We start from the raw sequence: 16,502 nt of genomic DNA, 5'->3' as shown, positions 1-16,502 counted from the left end.
CCGGCAGCGGCCAGAACCCAACCCTTCGGGCATTTCGACTAGATTGGTGCTCGACCACACGCGCCCGCTCCGCATCCGTGGCATCCCCCTGTCCCCCGAAACGGTCGGAGCGACCATGTCCCAGCCACCTCCCCCACCGCACCCGCCCCACGGCCACGGCCCGGGCTCCCCGTACCCCCAGGGCCCTTACGGCCCCGGGCCGCACGGACCGTCCCAGAACCCCCCCTGCGCCCTCCCCGAAGCGGGGTATGTCGACCGGCGCGAAAGCCGCTCTCGGCTGCGGAGGGGCCGTCGCCATCCTTCTCGTCCTCCTCTTGATGGGGGCGTGTATGTCGGTGCTCTCGGACGACCCCCCTCGTGAGCCCCGTGCCACGTCCGCACCGGAGGCCGTCACCGAGGCGGAGAACGAACAGGCCGTGGAGGAGGAAGAGGAGGAGGAGCCGGCGTTCCCCGAGCCCGAGACGTTGGAGTACAGCGGGGTCGGCGACTCCGTCGTCGAGATCGACCTCCATGACGACGCCCGCATCGCCACCTTGAGCCACGGCGGAGCCTCGAACTTCACCGTGCGCACCCTGACCTCCGGCGGCGACAACAGCGACATGCTCGCCAACGTCATCGGCGCCTACGAGGGCCGGGTCCTCTACAACGCCGGCGAGCGCGAGGAGGCCGCCGCCTTGGAGATCAGCGCGGACGGATCCTGGGAGATCACCCTGGAGCCCCTGTCCACCGCCGTCTCGTGGGGAGAGGACGAGGACGAATTCGTCGGTGCCGGAGACGAGGTCGTCCAACTGGCCTGGACCCCCGAGGGCATCACCGCTCTGAGCATGACGCACGACGGAGCGAGCAACTTCGCCATCTGGAGTTACACCAGCACCGACCGGGACCTGCTCGTCAACGAGATCGGCGCCTACGAAGGAGAGGTCTCCCTGGCCGCGGGCACGCTGCTGCTCGCGGTGACGGCGGACGGGAACTGGACCTTCACCCGCTGACCCGATGAGCCGGGCCGGGGGCGACCGCCTCCGGCCCGGGCCACGACGGGGATCCTTCGAGCGGTCACAATGGGAGCCTCGTCGTCCCCCGAGAGCACGGAGTCCTCGTGACCGCACCCCCTCCCTCCGGACCCGCCTCCCACCGTCTGTCCACCGGAACCCTCGTCGCGCTGGGCGGCGCCGGTCTGGCGACCGTCTTCCTCGTCCTGGTCACCATCGCCGCCCTCCTTCGATCGGTCCCCGACGGCGCCTCGGAACCCCCTACGGCCGACGCCTCGCCCACGACCCCCGAGACGACCATTGAGGCCGGTGGGGTGGACGACGAGCCCACCGAACGGAGGGGGACACCGGAGGCGATCGATCCACCGCCCTTCCCCGAACCCGAGACCCTGTCGGGCTCCGGCACCGGTGACACCCTCCTCGACCTGGGAGACCCCTTCGAGGACACCCGGATCCTCTCCTTCCGCCATGAAGGGGAAGGAGAGTTCATGGTGTGGGCCATGGAATCCGACCGCGAGACCATGAACCGGGTGGAATGGGCCGAGGGCCCCTATGAAGGACGTCGCCTGCTCGGCCCGTCGTTCCAGCACGAGGAGATCGCCTACCTGAGCGTCGAGACCGAAGGCGCCTGGGAGCTCGTCGTGGAACCTCTGACGGCCGCGGTCCCCTGGGAACCGGAGGACGATGTCTTCTCCGGCTCCGGTGACGAGGTCGTCCAGCTCTGGTGGGCGCCCAACGACATGGACGACCTGAGGATGACCTACGAGGAGGAGGGGCCGTTCAGCGTCAGGAGCCGGACCCTGGAGGACCTCGGCGACTCGATGGTCCTGTCGGACGGGCCCCTCGACGAGAGCGCGCCCCTGCGGGAGGGGACGGTCGTCCTGGAGATCGGGGCCCGCCGCGGCGGCGACTGGACCCTCACCCGCTGACACGACGAGGGCCCCTCACCGAAGATCGGCGAGGGGCCCTCGATCACGCTCCTATTCGGGCTTGATCACCGGGATCATGCCGGTGACCGCCTCCGAGTCCGCGTCGATCGGGTCCGGCAGCAGCGGACGCACCCGTCGCTGGATCTCCCGGGCGATCTTCTCCTGCGGTTCACGGGCGTCCAACACCAGGTACCGCTCCGGGTGCTCCTCGGCCAGCGCCCGGAAGCCCTTGCGGACCCGGTCGTGGAACTCGACCGACTCCGACTCGATCCGGTCGGCCGGGCCGCCCAGACGGGACAGGCCGTCCTCGGGCCGTACGTCCAGCAACACCGTCAGGTCCGGGACCAGGCCCTGCGTCGCCCAAGAGCTGATCTCCTGGACCTCCTCCGTGTCCAGGGAGCGCCCGGCGCCCTGGTAGGCGAGCATGGAGTCGATGTAGCGATCGCTGATCACCACCGCGCCCCGGCGCAGGGCCGGAAGGATCTCCTGCTCCACGTGGTCGGCCTTGTCGGCCGCGTAGAGCAGGACCTCGGCCCGGTCGGTGATGTGGGAGTTCTCCCGGTCGAGCAGGATGCCGCGGAGCCGCATCCCCAGCTTGGTGGCGCCCGGCTGCCGGGTGCCCACGACGTCGAAGCCCTGTTCGCGCAGCCACACCGTCAGGTCGCGGACCTGGGTGGACTTGCCCGCGCCCTCGCCGCCCTCCAGGACGATGAAGGTGCCGGTGATCTCGGGGCGTTCCCCCTCGTCGACCTCGGGGTCGATCCCGCGCAGGGCCGCGAACAGTTCCGGCAACAGGCCGGGGCCGGCCTCGGGGTCGTCGCCCTGGGCCTGTCGATAGCTCACCACGGCCAGGATCAGGGCGAGGAGACCGCCGACCAGCAGCACCACTCCGCTGCCGTTCAGGTCGTAGCTGAGCGGGCCTCCCAGCGGGATCTCGTGGTCGCCGGCCAGACCGGCCGCCAGCGGGGCCAGGATCGCCGCCGCGAGCAGGGCGATCCGGCCGGTGGCGTGCAGGAGGGCGAACGCGGGCTCGCGCTGTTCGTCCTCCACGTCGATCTCGATCAGCCGGGTCCCGGTCGCCCAGGTCAGGCCGGCGCCCATACCGAGGACCAGGGCCAGGACGGCGGACAGGACCATGTCGCCGATCGCCCCGGTGATGATCAGGGCCAGCGCGACCGGCACCACGGACAGGCCGAGGAAACGGCGGCGGCTGAACTTCTTCAGAACGCGCGGGGCGGCCACCAGGCCGAGGCCCAGACCGAGGAAGAGCGCGGCGACCAGGACACCGAAACCGGCGTTGCCCGCGCCGAGGTGCTCCACGTGCGGACGACCCACGCCGATCACCAGACCGCCGGCGGCCGCGGTGACCGCCAGGGCGATGACCACGCCGCGCGCGAGCGGGCCCGAGCCGACGGCCTCACGGCCGCGGCCGATGGAGCGCAGCAGTTCGGCGTCGCGGTTGGGGCTCAGCAGGGTCTTGGAGACCGCGTGCTTGGGCAGCGGCAGGGCCGCGACGACGATCGCGGCGACGAAGAAGGTGAGGGCGTTCAGGTAGAGGGCGACGTCCGCCTCGGGGGCGGCCATCGAGGGCATCAGGACGCCCAGCAGGTTGCTGATCGAGGCCAGGGCCGCGAAGAGCAGGGCCGCGATCGGGGCGGCGCCGTAGGTGGCCAGGAGGGTGAGCCGGTTGGCCTGCCCCAGCATCCTCTTGGGGACCAGACCGGGGATGGTCGCGTCCCTGGCCGGGGTCCAGAAGAGGGCGACGATCTCCGCCAGGAGGCCGGCGATCAGCAGCCACTGGAGGGCGAAGCCCGGGAACAGCAGACCGACGACGGGGATGGAGACGTAGAGGAGGCCTCGCAGGACGTCGCCGCCGACCATCGTCCACCGCCGGTCCAGCCGGTCGGCGACGATCCCGGCCAGGGGGCTCAGGAGGATCGCGGGGGCGAGCTTGATGGCGACGACCGCCGCCACCGCGAGGTAGTGGACGAGGGGGGAGCCGTCGGCGGTGAAGATGGCCGCGAGGGACACCATCGCCAGCAGGCTCAGCCAGTCACCCAGGCTGGAGAGGGAAAGCGAGACCCACAGCCTTCGGAAGGGTGTGATCGCGAGGACGTTCTGCGCCTCGGCCGGCGCTCCCAGGGGTGCAGATCTGCTCATAGCGCTCAAGATTATCGACGAGGGGGATAGGACATGACGGGCATCGGACACCTGTCCAAGAAAACGGGGGGCGCCTCTGGGGTGCGCACTCGTTTCAGCGCCCCCACCGGTCACACTCAGCGTAGTACGGAAGCCCCACCCCCGACAGGCCGTCAGGTTCCGTATACGTCACGAAACCCCCACGGTGCACCCTCGACCCGACCACCCGCCCTCCCACCTCAACCCAGGGGGTTGCCCGAACACGGCCCGAAGCGCCGGCGGAGGGCCGAAGCGAACACTTTCGGACCCCAGCCCCAGCAGGGGGTAACCCGCACCCACCCTCCCACCTCAACCCCCGGAGACCCCGAAACGAAGCGGAGGGCCAAAGCGAACACTCCCGGCGCCCGAACCTCTTTACTCGCCGGTCTTGGGTTCTCCGGTCTTCTTGGCGGCCGTCTTGCGCGTGGTCGCCTTCTTGGTGGTGGTCGTGGTCGTCTTCTTCGTCGTGGTCTTCTTGGCGGTGGTCTTCTTCGCCGTCGTCTTCTTGGCCGGGGCCTTCTTCTTGGCGGGTGCCTTGGCCCGGCGTTCGGCGAGGAGTTCGGCGGCGCGCGCGTCGGTGATCGACTCGACCTCGTCGCCCTTGCGCAGGGAGGCGTTGATCTCGCCGTCGGTGACGTAGGGGCCGAAGCGACCGTCCTTGACGACCATCTTGGCGCCGGAGGCCGGGTCCTCGCCGAGTTCGCGCAGCGGCGGGGCCGCGGCGCGGCGGCCACGCTGTTTGGGTTGGGCGAAGATGGCACGGGCCTCGTCGAGGGTCACCGTGAACATCTGCTCCTCGTTCTCCAGGGAGCGGCTGTCGGTGCCCTTCTTGAGGTAGGGGCCGAAACGACCGTTCTGCGCGGTGACGTCCTCACCGTCGAGCTGCCCGACCACACGGGGCAGGGACAGCAGGCGCAGCGCGTCCTCCAGGGTGACCGTGTCCAGGTCCATGCTCTTGAGCAGGGAGCCGGTACGCGGCTTGACCTTGGCCTTCGCCTTGCTCTTGGGCTTGGTCTCGCCCTCGGACTCCTCCGGTTCGGGGATGATCTCGGTGACGTAGGGGCCGAAGCGGCCGGACTTGGCCACGATCGTGCGCCCGGTCTCGGGATCGGTCCCCAGTTCCCGGTCTCCGCTGGGCTGGGCGAAGAGCTCTTCGGCCTTCTCCTTGGTGAGCTCGTCGGGGGCCAGGTCCTCGGGCACGTTCACCCGGACGCCCTCACGGTCCAGGTAGGGGCCGTAGCGTCCCACGCGGAGCACGATGTCGGTGCCGGGCAGCGGCAGGGAGCTGACCTCCTTGGGGTCGATCTCGGACAGGTGGTCGCCCACCAGGTCCTTGAGACCCGTCTCCTCCTCGCCGCCGGGGGCCCGGCCCCCGAAGTAGAACCGGCGCAGCCAGGGCAGGCTCTCGGTCTCGCCTCGGGCGATGCCGTCGAGGACGTCCTCCAGGCGCGCGGTGAACTCGTAGTCCACCAGGTTCCCGAAGTGCCGCTCCAGGAGCTGCACCACGGCGAAGGCGAGGAAGGAGGGCACCAGGGCGGTGCCCTTCTTGAACACGTAGCCGCGGTCGAGGATGGTGCCGATGATGGAGGCATAGGTGGAGGGGCGGCCGATCTCCCGCTCCTCCAGCTCCTTGACCAGCGTGGCCTCGGTGTAGCGCGCGGGCGGGCGGGTGCTGTGGCCCTCGGCCTCCAGGCTCTCCGCCTTGACCGGGTCGTCCTCGGACACGGCCGGGAGGCGACGCTCGCGGTCGTCGAGGTCGGCGGCCGGGTCGTCGGAGCCCTCGACGTAGGCCTTGAGGAAGCCGTGGAAGGTGATGATCTTGCCGCCGGCGCTGAACTCGACGACCTCTCCGCCACTGGAGGTGCCCTCGATGCGGACGGTGACGGATTCTCCGATGGCGTCCTTCATCTGGGAGGCGACGGTGCGCTTCCAGATGAGTTCGTAGAGCCGCAGCTCGGGGCCGCTGAGACCGGTCTCGGCGGGGGTGCGGAAGCTGTCGCCCGCCGGACGGATGGCCTCGTGCGCCTCCTGGGCGTTCTTGACCTTCTTGGCGTACACGCGCGGCCGGTCCGGCAGGTAGTCGCCGCCGTACAGGCGTCGCACCTGGTCGCGTGAGGCCTTGATCGCGTTGTCCGACAGCGTGGTGCTGTCGGTTCGCATGTAGGTGATGTACCCGTTCTCGTACAGCCGCTGGGCGACCTGCATGGTCTGCTTCGCGGACAGGTTGAGCTTGCGGGAGGCCTCCTGCTGGAGGGTGGTGGTGCGGAAGGGCGCGTAGGGCGAACGGCGGTAGGGCTTGCGTTCGACCGAGGAGACCGCGAATCCGGCGCCGGACAGACGTTCGGCGAGCCCGCGCGCGGCGGCCTCGTCGAGGTGGCGCACGTCGCGGTCGGAGCGGATGGTGCCCTGGGCGGTGAAGTCTCGGCCCGCGGCCACGCGCTTGCCGTCGACGGAGGCCAGGGTGGCGGGGAAGGTGCTGGGACCGTCGACGGTTCCGGAACCGGTGGCGTCGAAGACCGCCTTGAGGTCCCAGTACTCGGCGGAGGTGAAGGCCATCCGCTCGCGTTCGCGCTCGACCACCAGGCGGGTGGCCACGGACTGGACGCGCCCCGCGGAGAGCTTGGGCATGACCTTCTTCCACAGCACGGGTGAGACCTCGTAGCCGTAGAGACGGTCCAGGATGCGTCGGGTCTCCTGGGCGTTGACCAGACGGGCGTTGAGGTCGCGCGTGTTGTTCGCGGCGTGCCTGATGGCGTCCTTGGTGATCTCGTTGAAGACCATCCGTCGGACGGGGATCTTGGGCTTGAGCTCTTCCAGCAGGTGCCAGGCGATGGCCTCGCCCTCGCGGTCCTCATCTGTGGCGAGCAGGAGTTCGTCGGCCTCGGCCATGAGCTCCTTGAGCTTCTTGACGTGGGCCTTCTTGTCGGTGTTGACGACGTAGAGGGGTTCGAAGTCGCCGTCGACGTCGACGCCCAGCCGTGCCCAGGGCTTGCCCTTGTACTTGGCGGGGATCTCCGCGGCCTTCGTCGGCAGGTCACGGATGTGACCGATGCTGGACTCCACGACGTAGCCGCGCCCCAGGTAACCGGCGATGGTCTTGGCCTTGGCCGGTGACTCGACGATGACGAGAGCGGTGCCCGCTCCCTGGCGTCCGTTGTCCTTCGAGCCGTTCTTGCCGGCGCTGCCCTTCGTGGGTGGCACGCTGTTTCCCCTACGTCTAGCCTTACGTGTTTCTGTCGGCCGCGGTCCTTCGGCTCCCGTGGGAACCGACAGTAACCGAACTACAGGCATTCCCCCGTCGGTGAGCGGATCGGGGCGGCCTCGTGAGGGATCGTCCCTCGATGGTCCGTCACCCTCGCACCCACCGGCATCCGCAGAATAAGCGCTCAGGGAACCGGTACCGGCCCGTAATGAGCGAGAGCGACCATGGCGTCCCTCTCGTCGCCGCCGCCATCGACTCGGACGAGCACTTCGAACACACCATATTTATGACTTGCGTCACACTTGTCGACGGTAGGCGTGTCTTGACCCTGGGAATGCGGCGAGTCCTCCCGGTTATTCCCGGGAGGACTCGACTCACGTCACGGGCCTCCGATCGTCACCTTCCCCTCTCCGCAGTCCACCGCGTTCCTCACGGAACGGAGAGAGCGAAGGCGACCCCTCGACCCGACGCGTACGGCATCCGCGTGCCGCTCGCGGGACCGGTGCTTCGAACGGCGATCCCCACCTTTTCCGGAGAAGCCCGACCCACCGCAGTCCACCGCTTTCCTCACGGAACGGCGGGTCGTTCCTCCCCGGTCCGGCGGGCGACCGTGTCCGGCGCACCCCCCGCGTGGGCCCTCAACGGCCCACGTCGGTCCTACAGACCGACGCCCACGGCGCCCAGCAGGTCACCGACCGGGTCGACGGACGGGATCTCGGAGGCGTCGGGCAGCTCGGAGGCGCGCTCGGGCGCGTGCGTCTCGACGGCCTGGGCGGTGGTCTCGCTCAGGTCGTAGCCGACGGGCAGCATGTCGGAGACGGGCACCTCGGGCAGCTGGTCGACCAGCGGCACGCCGTCCAGAGCCGAGGACTGGGCCTCGGTCTCGGCGCTCTGGTGCACGACCTTGGCCTCGTCACCGGTGGAGCTCGCGCCCGCGACGCCCGCCACCGCGGCGACGGCGTTGCCGGCCACGTTCACGGGGATGTCGGCGTCGGCGACGAGCTGGTTGCCGCCGGCCAGGGAGGCGTTGCCGGAGCTGCGGACGTCGTTCTCGACCTCCTTGATCGTGGCCCCGCTGTCGGTGGAGGCCGCGCCGGCCACGCCGCCGACGGCGCCGATCGCGTTACCGGCCACGTTCACGGGAACGTCCAGGTCGGCGACGAGCTGGTTGCCGCCCAGCGCCGAGCCGTTGCCGGAGGTGGCCACCGACTGGTGCTCGCGGACGGGCGCCGACTGACGCAGCACGCCGGCGTCCACACCGGAGGTGTCGGGCAGGATGCTGGCGTTCGAGACGGCCTCGCCGAGCAGGTCGGCGGCGGTGATCGCCTCGCTCTGGTGCTCGACCGGCGCGCTCTGGTGCTCGACGGGGGCGCTCTGGTGGTTGCGCACGATCGCGTCGGCGTCGGTCGCGGCCGCGCCGGCCACGCCGCCGACGGCGCCGATGGCGTTACCGGAGATGTTCACGGGAACGTCCAGGTCGCCGACGAGCTGGTTGCCGCCGATCAGGGACCCGTTGCCCGAGGTGGCGACGTCCGGGTCGTCGTGCTTGTGGTGGTGCCCGTCGTGCACGACCTTGGAGTCGCTGCCGGTGGAGGAGGCCCCCGCCACACCTCCGACGGCGCCGATGGCGTTACCGGTGACGTTCACCGGCACGTCGCCGTCGATCACGAGCTGGTTGCCGCCCAGAACCGAGCCGTTGCCCGAGGTGTGCACCTCGTTGTGCTGGTGGTCGATCACCTTGGCGTCGGAGCCGGCGCTGGAGGCGCCGGCCATACCGGCGACGGCGCCGATGGCGTTGCCGGTCACGTTGACGGGAACGTCGGCGTTGACGACGGCCTGGTTGCCGCCCAGGACCGAGCCGTTGCCCGAGGTGGCCGCGTCGGAGTCGGCGAAGGCCACGCCGGTGCCCAGAGCGACGAAACCGGCCGCCAGGAGCATGGACTTCGCGGAGGTGCCAGCCCACTTACGCATGTGGGAAGTCCTTTCGAGGAAACGAGTAGATGAGAAGGTGTCGTGCGTGGGCCACAGGCCGTTCCACGTCCCTGGATGGAACGCGGGCCTTCGACCGAGGCCGGGGATCATCCGGTCGGCTCCGCACCTGGTCGGTGCGTGGTCTGCCGGTCTGTCGGGTGCGGTCGCGTCGCGTTCTCGCTGGCTGCGTTCACGGACGCCCTCACCCCGTCGATCAGCTCCGCTCTGGTTGAGCGGCGGCTGACGTGAACCCCGAGCACGTGGCCTCGGCCGGTGCTACGGGACTCGCGTCAACCCCCGGGCCCGAAGGCCCGGGAGGCCGATCAGGCTCGGGCCCTGCGGCGCTTGCCGAAGAGCAGCAGACCCACGCCGGCGGCGACGGCCAGGGCGGCGGCGGCCGCCATGCCGGTCAGCGAGCTCTGGTCGGCGCCGGTGACCGCGAGGCGGCTGTCGTCGCCCTCCGGAGCGGCGGGGCCGTCGGCCATCGCGGGGGCCGTCGGAGCGTCCGTGGCGGGGGTTTCGGACACCGGAGTCTTCTCCTCTTCGGTGACCGTTTCCTCTTCCTCGGTCTGGCCGTCGCGGTCGTCCTCGGGGGTCTCGGACGGATCCGCGGGAGGCGTCTCCCCGACCGGGCCCTCGGGGGTCTCCGGAACGCCCGGGGTCTCCTCGTCCTCGGGGACGTGGCCCTCGTAGCCGCCGTCGTCCTTGTCCTTCTCCTTCTCCGGGGTCTTCTCCGGGGCGGGGTCGTCCTTCTCGACGACCTTGGCCTCACCACCGGCGCAGGAGGCGCCGGCGATGCCCAGCACCGCGATGGCGTTACCGCAGAGGTTGACCGGCACGTCGCCGTCGACCACGAGCTGGTTGCCGCCGCCGAGCGAACCGTTGCCGCTGGTGACGGTGTCGGCGTAGGCGGTGCCGCAAACGGTGGTGGCCAGGAGTCCGGCGGCGATCAGGGCGGTGACTCGGGCGTGGATCGTCTGGTTCATCGGGTGTCGTGTCCTTTGGTCGACGAGGAAGAGAGAAGAACTGTTCGTCACTCGTGGACCGCGGACGGTTCCCGACTCCAAGAGCCCGGGAGAGAAGCACGCCCACCTCGAAGCGGTGGAGCGGCTGTGCGTGAGACGCACCGACCGGCCGCGATCCCTGCGGGGGAGCGACTAGTCGGGCGAGTAGGAGGGGTCGTCCGCGGCGTCGCGGACGACCAGGGTGGGGTCACCGGGAAGGGCGACCCGCTGGATCCGGAACACCAGGTGCCCGGAGCGGTTCATCAGGAACCCGGCGGCGCCGGGAGCGGGGAAGGACGGGGCCGACGCACCGGTGGCGTCGGGTCCGGCCTGGTGCTGGGAACCGCCGCCGATCAGGCGGACGCGCTCGGCGGAGGCGTCCTCTTCGGCGGTCTGTCGAGCGACGGACTGCGCGGCCTCGGCGGCCACACGCCATCCGGCCTCGACCACGTGGACCGGGACTCCGGCCTCGATCGGGGAACGGTGCCGTTCCCCCTCCTCGTCCTCACGCTGGGCGCCGGGGCGCTCTTCGGGGACGGAGGACGGTTCGGTCTCGTCGGAGGCTCCGAGGATCGGCAGCCCCAAGGGCGCGCCGGCCTCGGCGACGGAGTCGGACAGACCGTGGCCGACGGACTCGGAGAGCCCCTCGGTGACGCTGTCGACCAGGGCGGCCTCGCGCAGGGACTCATCGGTGGCCTCCACGACGCCCTGGCCGGTACGGGCGACCCCGCCGACGAGGCCGGAGGCCCCGCGCGCGGTCCCGTCGACGACCCTGGCGGTGTCGGTGACGACGTCGTCGGCGACCGAGCCGATCGCCGATCCCTCGATGGCCGAGGAGACGCCGCCGTTCCGGAGCTCTCCCACCGGCAGACCGGAGGTGTGCGGAGAGACGCCGTCGGCGAGGGCCTCGGTCGAGTCGGTGACCCGGGCCGTGGTCTCGGAGAGACGTCCCTGCCGGACCTCGTCCGCGGCCGTCTGTCCCGTACGCTCGGCGACCTCGCCGACCCCCAGGACACTGTCGACGAGACCGCCGGAGTCGGCGGTGGTCTCGCTGTGCGCGACACCCATGCCCCCGGCCAGCCACGCGACGGCGACGATCCCGGACAGGAGCAGCAGACGGGCGTAGGCACCACGGGCGTTGCGAGCAGCGAGGCCGTTGAACGGCCACCCCCGACTCGCGAGCACCATGGATGCCCCTTTCCTCGTCACTGCCACCGGACGGTCCCGTACGGGCACTCGGCCCGCGGTCGCGCTTCGATACCCCGGGAGATCCCGAAGCACCCTCGCACTGAAAGCAACCGTAGCATCACGTTGAGTGATCTCAGGTGGAAAAACGAACCGTGCTGAGAATTTCTCAGCACGGTTCGTCCCAGTTCAGGGGCCTAAGCCCGAAAAATTTCGGTCAGCTCATGTCAATAAAACGGTCCAGGACGCGGACACCGAACTGGAGGCCGTCCACGGGGACCCTCTCGTCCACTCCGTGGAACATGCCGGCGAAGTCCAGCTCCGGCGGCAGCCGCAACGGAGAGAACCCGTAGTTGCGCACCCCCAGCCTGGAGAAGCTCTTCGCGTCCGTGCCCCCCGAGAGGCAGTACGGGACCGCCTTGGCCCCGGGGTCCTCCGCCAGCAGCGCCTCGGACATGGCGTTGACCAGGCCGCCGTCGAAGGACGTCTCCACCGCGGGCAGGTGGTGGATGAACTCGCGACTCACCTTCGGGCCGAGCAGCTCGTCGATCTTGGCGAAGTACTCGTCCTCGGTGCCCGGCAGGAAACGACCGTCCACCTGCGCGGTGGCCTCACCCGGGATGACGTTGGCCTTGTAACCGCCGCCGAGCACCGTCGGGTTGAGGGTGTTGCGCAGCGTGGCGCCGATCATCTTGGCGATCGGGCCCAGGCGCGCCACCGTGGCGTCGACGTCCTTCTCATCGAAGGGGATCCCGAACTCCTCGCAGATCTCCTCCATGAAGGTCCGCACGGTCGGGGTGAGCTGGAGCGGGAACTCGTGCTCCCCCAGCCTGGCCACCGCGGCCGCCAACTCGGTGACGGCGTTGTCCTTGTTGGTCATCGACCCGTGTCCCGCGGTGCCGCGCGCGGTGAGCTTCATCCACGCGATGCCCTTCTCCGCGGTCTCCACCAGGTACAGGCGCCGGTTCTCGTTGACGGTGAACGAGAAACCGCCGACCTCGCTGATGGCCGAGTCGCAGTCGGCGAACAGCTCGGGGTGCTCGTTCACCAGGTACTGGGCGCCCCAGGTGCCGCCCGCCTCCTCGTCCGCGAGGAAGGCCAGCACGATGTCGCGCGGAGGACGGCGCCCGTCGCGCAGCCGCTGCCGCAGCATCGCCAGGACCATCGCGTTCATGTTCTTCATGTCGACCGCCCCGCGGCCCCACACGCACCCGTCGGCGACCTCGCCCGCGAAGGGATGGTGCGTCCAGTCCTCGGGGGCGGCCGGCACCACGTCGAGGTGACCGTGGATGAGCAGTGGCGGACGACCGGAGTCCTCGCCCGTGATCCGCGCCACGACGTTGCTGCGCCCGGGGTGCTTCTCGTAGATCCTCGACTCCACCCCGACCTCGTCGAGACGGCCGGCCACGTACTCCGCGGCCTTCCTCTCTCCGGGCCCGGAATGGTCACCGTAGTTGGAGGTATCGAACTCGATGAGCTCTCGGCACAGGTCGACGACCTCGTCCTCCGCCGCGCTCAGATCCCTGGTCGGTTCCACCATCTGGTTCTCCCGTCTCCGGCCGCACCTTTCGTCCTAGACACTGCCACGCCCACCCCTCGGCGGAAAACCGGTTCAGGCGCCCTCAGACCTTTGCTATGGTTGAACCTGTTCGGCGCGGGAAGCGCCAGACACCCACGTCCGGGTGGCGGAATAGGTAGACGCGCTAGCTTGAGGTGCTAGTGGCCGTTAAGGCTGTGGGGGTTCAAGTCCCCCCTCGGACACCAGAGAAGGCCCTGTTCGCAGGGCCTTTTTTCATGCCTCCGTTCGATCGGAGGCGGTACCCGCGCGCACGTCGCGGGCACCACCCCCTCAAGAGACACCGTTCGATCCGTCCGGTCAGCCCTCCACGGGCTCCGTGACGAACCGCACCGACTCCTCCAGCGCCCGAACGAGGTCCCGGGCCTCCTCCGGGGTGTCCGCGCCGACCAGGATGTGCGCCACCCGGTTACCGACCGAACGGTGCGGTTCGATGACGGCGCCCGGAGCGATCGCCAGCTCCGCGTGGATCACGTTCGGATGGGCCAGCACCTCGTCCCAACCCTCGACCGCCACCAGACGGCCCGAGGGCGGGGTGAGGAACCGGATCGCGGCCCCCCGGCGAGGCCGGAGCGCCTCCAGGTCGACGGGGGCGCCCAGCGCGTCGTCGTAGACCAGGCCGAACCATTCCAGACCGGGGATGACGTGCGGCAGCATGCGATGGATCCAGCCGCCCGCGTTACGGACGTGGACCTCGCCCAGGACGACGCCGCGCTCGGTCCACCACAGCTCCACGTGGAACTGCCCGTAACCCAGCTCCAGCGCCGTGAGGGCCGCCACGACCTGTGTCTCGATCTCCCGCGCGGTCTCATCCGGGAGGATCGCGGGGATGACGTACTCGGTCTCGAAGAAGTTCGGCGGCGGCAGCAGCTCCTTCGAGGTGAGGGCGAGGACATGGGGGGCTCCCCCGAGGAAGACGCCCTCCGCGCTGTACTCGGGCCCCTCCACGAACTCCTCGACGATGAAGGCGCCCCGGCTCCCCTCCGGGAGGAACTCCAGCGCGCCGGCGAGGTCGTCCGGGCCGGCGATCCGGGTCACCCCCTCACTGCCCATGGCGTCGCGCGGCTTGACCACCCAGGGCCCGGTGGACCCCTCCAGGAAGTCGTACGCCTCGGCCACGTCGGAGCAGACCAGGAAACGCGGCTGGGGGAACCCGGCGGCGGCCAGCTCCGCTCGTGCCTCGTCCTTGGTCCGGACCCGGTGGACCGCCTTCGGGGAGTTCCCGGGGCGCCCCAGCGCGGCCGCGACCTCGGCCACCGCCTCCTGGGCCATCTCCCGTACCCCGAAGACGACATCGAAGCGGTTCCCCGCCGCGACCTGTTCGCGCGCCCACGCCGCGCTCGCGCCGCGGACCTCGAAGTCGACGGCGGAGGCCTCGTCGGCCAGCTCGGTGATGGACGGCGTCGCCGCCAGGGTGGCCTCCTGGTTCGTGACGTGGACCTCCAGGCCACGCTCGCGTGCCTCACGGATCGCCGTTCCGACGACGTCGACGGCGAGGGTGGCGTTTCCGGCCCCTCCGACGAAGAGAAGTCGGGGACGAGGCTGATCTGTCATGTGGATTCCTCTGTGCATCAGGTGTGGCGGTACTGCTCTACGACCTCGGGGTCGGGCCGGGTCGGTGCCCCGGCGCCCTCCCCGAAGATGTTCAGGAAGTGGTTGATGTCGGAGGTCAGGCCCTTGACCATGGCCCCCATGTCGGAGGGGTCGCCCCGGTCGGCGAGGCTCTCCCTGTTGCGACGGAGCGTGCGTTCGGAGAAGGGCAGCGCCCCCGATTCCAGGTAACGGATGGCGCCGTCGGGCGCTCGGCGCGGGATGATCGCCGAGCGCGCGTACCGGCTGGCGCTGAAGGGGATGTCGAGTCGGCCCCGTTCGAAGGCGGACTCGATCCCTTCGTAGAGGTCGGGGGCCTCGAGGACCGGCTCCACGATCTCCGCCACCTCTTCCAGGACCCACTCCAGTTCGGCGCCCACGCGGTCCTCGTCGAAGGAGATGAAGTCCAGGAGCGGGGAGTTGGCCCGGGAGGCGAGCAGGAGACCGTCGATGTTGGCGCGTGTATCGGGGATCCCGTAGGCCTCCAGGTAGGTCTTGGTGATCAGCTTGGTGGCACCGCCCAGTCGGGCGAGCAGCGCTCCGTAGAGGATGAGGTCCTCGGCGTGCGACCTCTCCTTGGGGAAGAGCCCCATGAACTCGTGCAGTACCGCGTGGACCTCCACCTCCTCGGGGAGGTAGCGGGCCGCCAGGACGGGGATGGCCCGCAGGGCGGCCACGTCCTGCTCGAAGTGACCGCCCTGCGGGTAGGCCACGGAGACGCAGCGCACGCCCTCCCGGGTGGACGCCACGGCCTCCAGAACGCTGATGGCCAGGGATATCGACGGGGGCACGAGCACGGCGGTGAGCGTGCCGAACAGTTCGCGGTCGATGGTCAGACCTCGCTCGGCCAGTTCTCCGCAGAGCGCGTCCACGTCCCGCCACGCCGCCAGCGACTCGCTCAGGGGCACCGCCTTCGAGTAGGGGAGGTTGTACGAGATCCCTCCCCCTTCGAAGGAGGTGATGCCCGAGGCCACCGAGGTCTCGAACAGTCGGCGCGCGTCGGGGGAACCGTGCCGCACTTCCAGGGGTACGGACACGGCCTCGTTCAACTCCCGCCCCCTGGGCCATCCATGCGTGACCAGGGGGTATCCGTTGAGTTCGGCGGGGTTGCGCAGGAGCACGGCGCGGGCGTTGTCGAAACGTCGTAGGCGGGTGTGGGAATCGATGGTGAGCGTCAGGATGTCCGGCCGGGCATGCCGTTCCAGGTCCCGCAGCAACGTGGTCATCTGGCTGTGCGACCCCACACCGCAGCGCGGTTGCAGGGCCACGCGTCCCGCGTCGCGCGCCGCGCGCAGGACCTCCGCGGCGGTCGGTTTCCCCAACCCTCGGACGTAGGCGATGGTCTCCGCGAGCGGCGGAGGTTCCGGGGGGATCGGCGGAGGCGAGACGCCGTTCACCGGACCTCGGCCGGCCGCGCGCTGGGGGAACGGAATCCGTCCAGGGTGGCCGGGAGCAGCTCCGGATCGGACAGGATCATCTCGACTCCGAGCGCGTGGAACCGCTCATCGTCGACCGCTTCCTTGTTGCTTCCCACCGAGAGGTTGCCGCCGAGGATCACCGGGCAGCCCAGCAGGCCGTCGGCCCGGGCCGCGGGCAGGTCCTGGAGGTCCTCGTAGGCGTGTCCGTTGAGGCTGCCGATGATGACGGCCTCGGCGTCGGGGTGTTCGTCGTACGCGGTGGCGAACTCGGCGATCGAGGTGCAGGCGCCGAGGTTGACCACGTGGAAACCCTGGGAGCGCAGGGAGTGGGCGATGAGTTGGTTGGCCACGACGTGGGCGTCGCTGGCCGCCATGCCGAGAATGACTGTTCGGGTCACGGGTTCGTTCCTCATGTCATGTGCGACTCTCGGAGGTCTGGTGGGCCTGTCCGTGCGACGGT

General features: G+C 70.1%; 11 protein-coding genes and 1 tRNA gene. 3 read left to right on the top strand and 9 right to left on the bottom strand.

The window, feature by feature from the left end; genetic code table 11:
• Nucleotides 1–329: 329 nt before the first annotated feature.
• Together D451_RS0112175 and D451_RS0112170 are read left to right on the top strand one after the other, a co-directional pair.
• Nucleotides 330–989, top strand: a complete 660-nt coding sequence (locus D451_RS0112175) for a hypothetical protein (RefSeq protein ID WP_241463325.1) — start codon at nucleotides 330–332, stop codon at nucleotides 987–989.
• A 107-nt stretch (nucleotides 990–1,096) separates the two neighbouring features.
• Nucleotides 1,097–1,918 carry a hypothetical protein gene (locus D451_RS0112170; RefSeq protein WP_017534612.1) on the top strand — a complete coding sequence of 274 codons (822 nt, stop codon included), beginning with the start codon at nucleotides 1,097–1,099 and terminating at the stop codon, nucleotides 1,916–1,918.
• A 51-nt stretch (nucleotides 1,919–1,969) separates the two neighbouring features.
• Here D451_RS0112170 and tmk read toward each other — a convergent pair whose 3' ends face one another.
• The 6 genes from tmk to D451_RS0112140 all read right to left on the bottom strand — a co-directional run bounded on the left by tmk (nucleotide 1,970) and on the right by D451_RS0112140 (nucleotide 12,998).
• Nucleotides 1,970–4,078 carry a dTMP kinase gene (gene tmk, locus D451_RS0112165; RefSeq protein WP_017534611.1) on the bottom strand — a complete coding sequence of 703 codons (2,109 nt, stop codon included), beginning with the start codon at nucleotides 4,076–4,078 and terminating at the stop codon, nucleotides 1,970–1,972.
• 393 nt (nucleotides 4,079–4,471) lie between these two features.
• The gene (gene topA, locus D451_RS0112160) at nucleotides 4,472–7,297 is read right to left on the bottom strand and encodes a type I DNA topoisomerase (protein WP_017534610.1); all 2,826 of its coding nucleotides are present in this window, start codon (nucleotides 7,295–7,297) and stop codon (nucleotides 4,472–4,474) included.
• Nucleotides 7,298–7,955: 658 nt separating this feature from the next.
• Complete coding sequence (locus tag D451_RS0112155) at nucleotides 7,956–9,269, bottom strand: hypothetical protein (RefSeq protein ID WP_026125008.1); 1,314 nt, start codon at nucleotides 9,267–9,269, stop codon at nucleotides 7,956–7,958.
• Nucleotides 9,270–9,592: 323 nt separating this feature from the next.
• Nucleotides 9,593–10,255, bottom strand: coding sequence for a membrane protein (locus D451_RS0112150; protein WP_017534609.1), 663 nt, complete (start codon nucleotides 10,253–10,255; stop codon nucleotides 9,593–9,595).
• Between the two features lie 171 nt (nucleotides 10,256–10,426).
• On the bottom strand, nucleotides 10,427–11,461 hold the full coding sequence (locus D451_RS0112145) for a hypothetical protein (RefSeq protein WP_017534608.1): 1,035 nt from the start codon (nucleotides 11,459–11,461) through the stop codon (nucleotides 10,427–10,429).
• 214 nt (nucleotides 11,462–11,675) lie between these two features.
• Nucleotides 11,676–12,998, bottom strand: coding sequence for a M20/M25/M40 family metallo-hydrolase (locus D451_RS0112140; RefSeq protein ID WP_014911468.1), 1,323 nt, complete (start codon nucleotides 12,996–12,998; stop codon nucleotides 11,676–11,678).
• A 136-nt stretch (nucleotides 12,999–13,134) separates the two neighbouring features.
• Here D451_RS0112140 and D451_RS0112135 point away from each other — a divergent pair.
• Nucleotides 13,135–13,222 (top strand) — tRNA-Leu (locus tag D451_RS0112135).
• A 112-nt stretch (nucleotides 13,223–13,334) separates the two neighbouring features.
• Here the strand turns inward: D451_RS0112135 and D451_RS0112130 are convergent.
• From D451_RS0112130 to D451_RS26450, 3 genes are read right to left on the bottom strand one after another with little or no spacing between them, the layout of a single operon-like run.
• On the bottom strand, nucleotides 13,335–14,588 hold the full coding sequence (locus D451_RS0112130; RefSeq protein ID WP_017534607.1) for an ATP-grasp domain-containing protein: 1,254 nt from the start codon (nucleotides 14,586–14,588) through the stop codon (nucleotides 13,335–13,337).
• Between the two features lie 17 nt (nucleotides 14,589–14,605).
• On the bottom strand, nucleotides 14,606–16,021 hold the full coding sequence (locus D451_RS0112125) for a methylaspartate mutase (protein WP_014911488.1): 1,416 nt from the start codon (nucleotides 16,019–16,021) through the stop codon (nucleotides 14,606–14,608).
• Nucleotides 16,018–16,440: a cobalamin-dependent protein gene (locus D451_RS26450; protein ID WP_108914127.1), complete on the bottom strand. Its 423-nt coding sequence runs from the start codon at nucleotides 16,438–16,440 to the stop codon at nucleotides 16,018–16,020. The genes D451_RS0112125 and D451_RS26450 overlap by 4 nt, the downstream gene beginning before the upstream one ends.
• Between the last annotated feature and the right edge of the window lie 62 nt (nucleotides 16,441–16,502).

The organism is Nocardiopsis alba DSM 43377 (assembly GCF_000341225.1).
Lineage (GTDB): Bacteria > Actinomycetota > Actinomycetes > Streptosporangiales > Streptosporangiaceae > Nocardiopsis > Nocardiopsis alba.
Note: the sequence above shows the minus strand (reverse complement) of the source record. Positions and strands in the feature narration are given on the sequence as shown.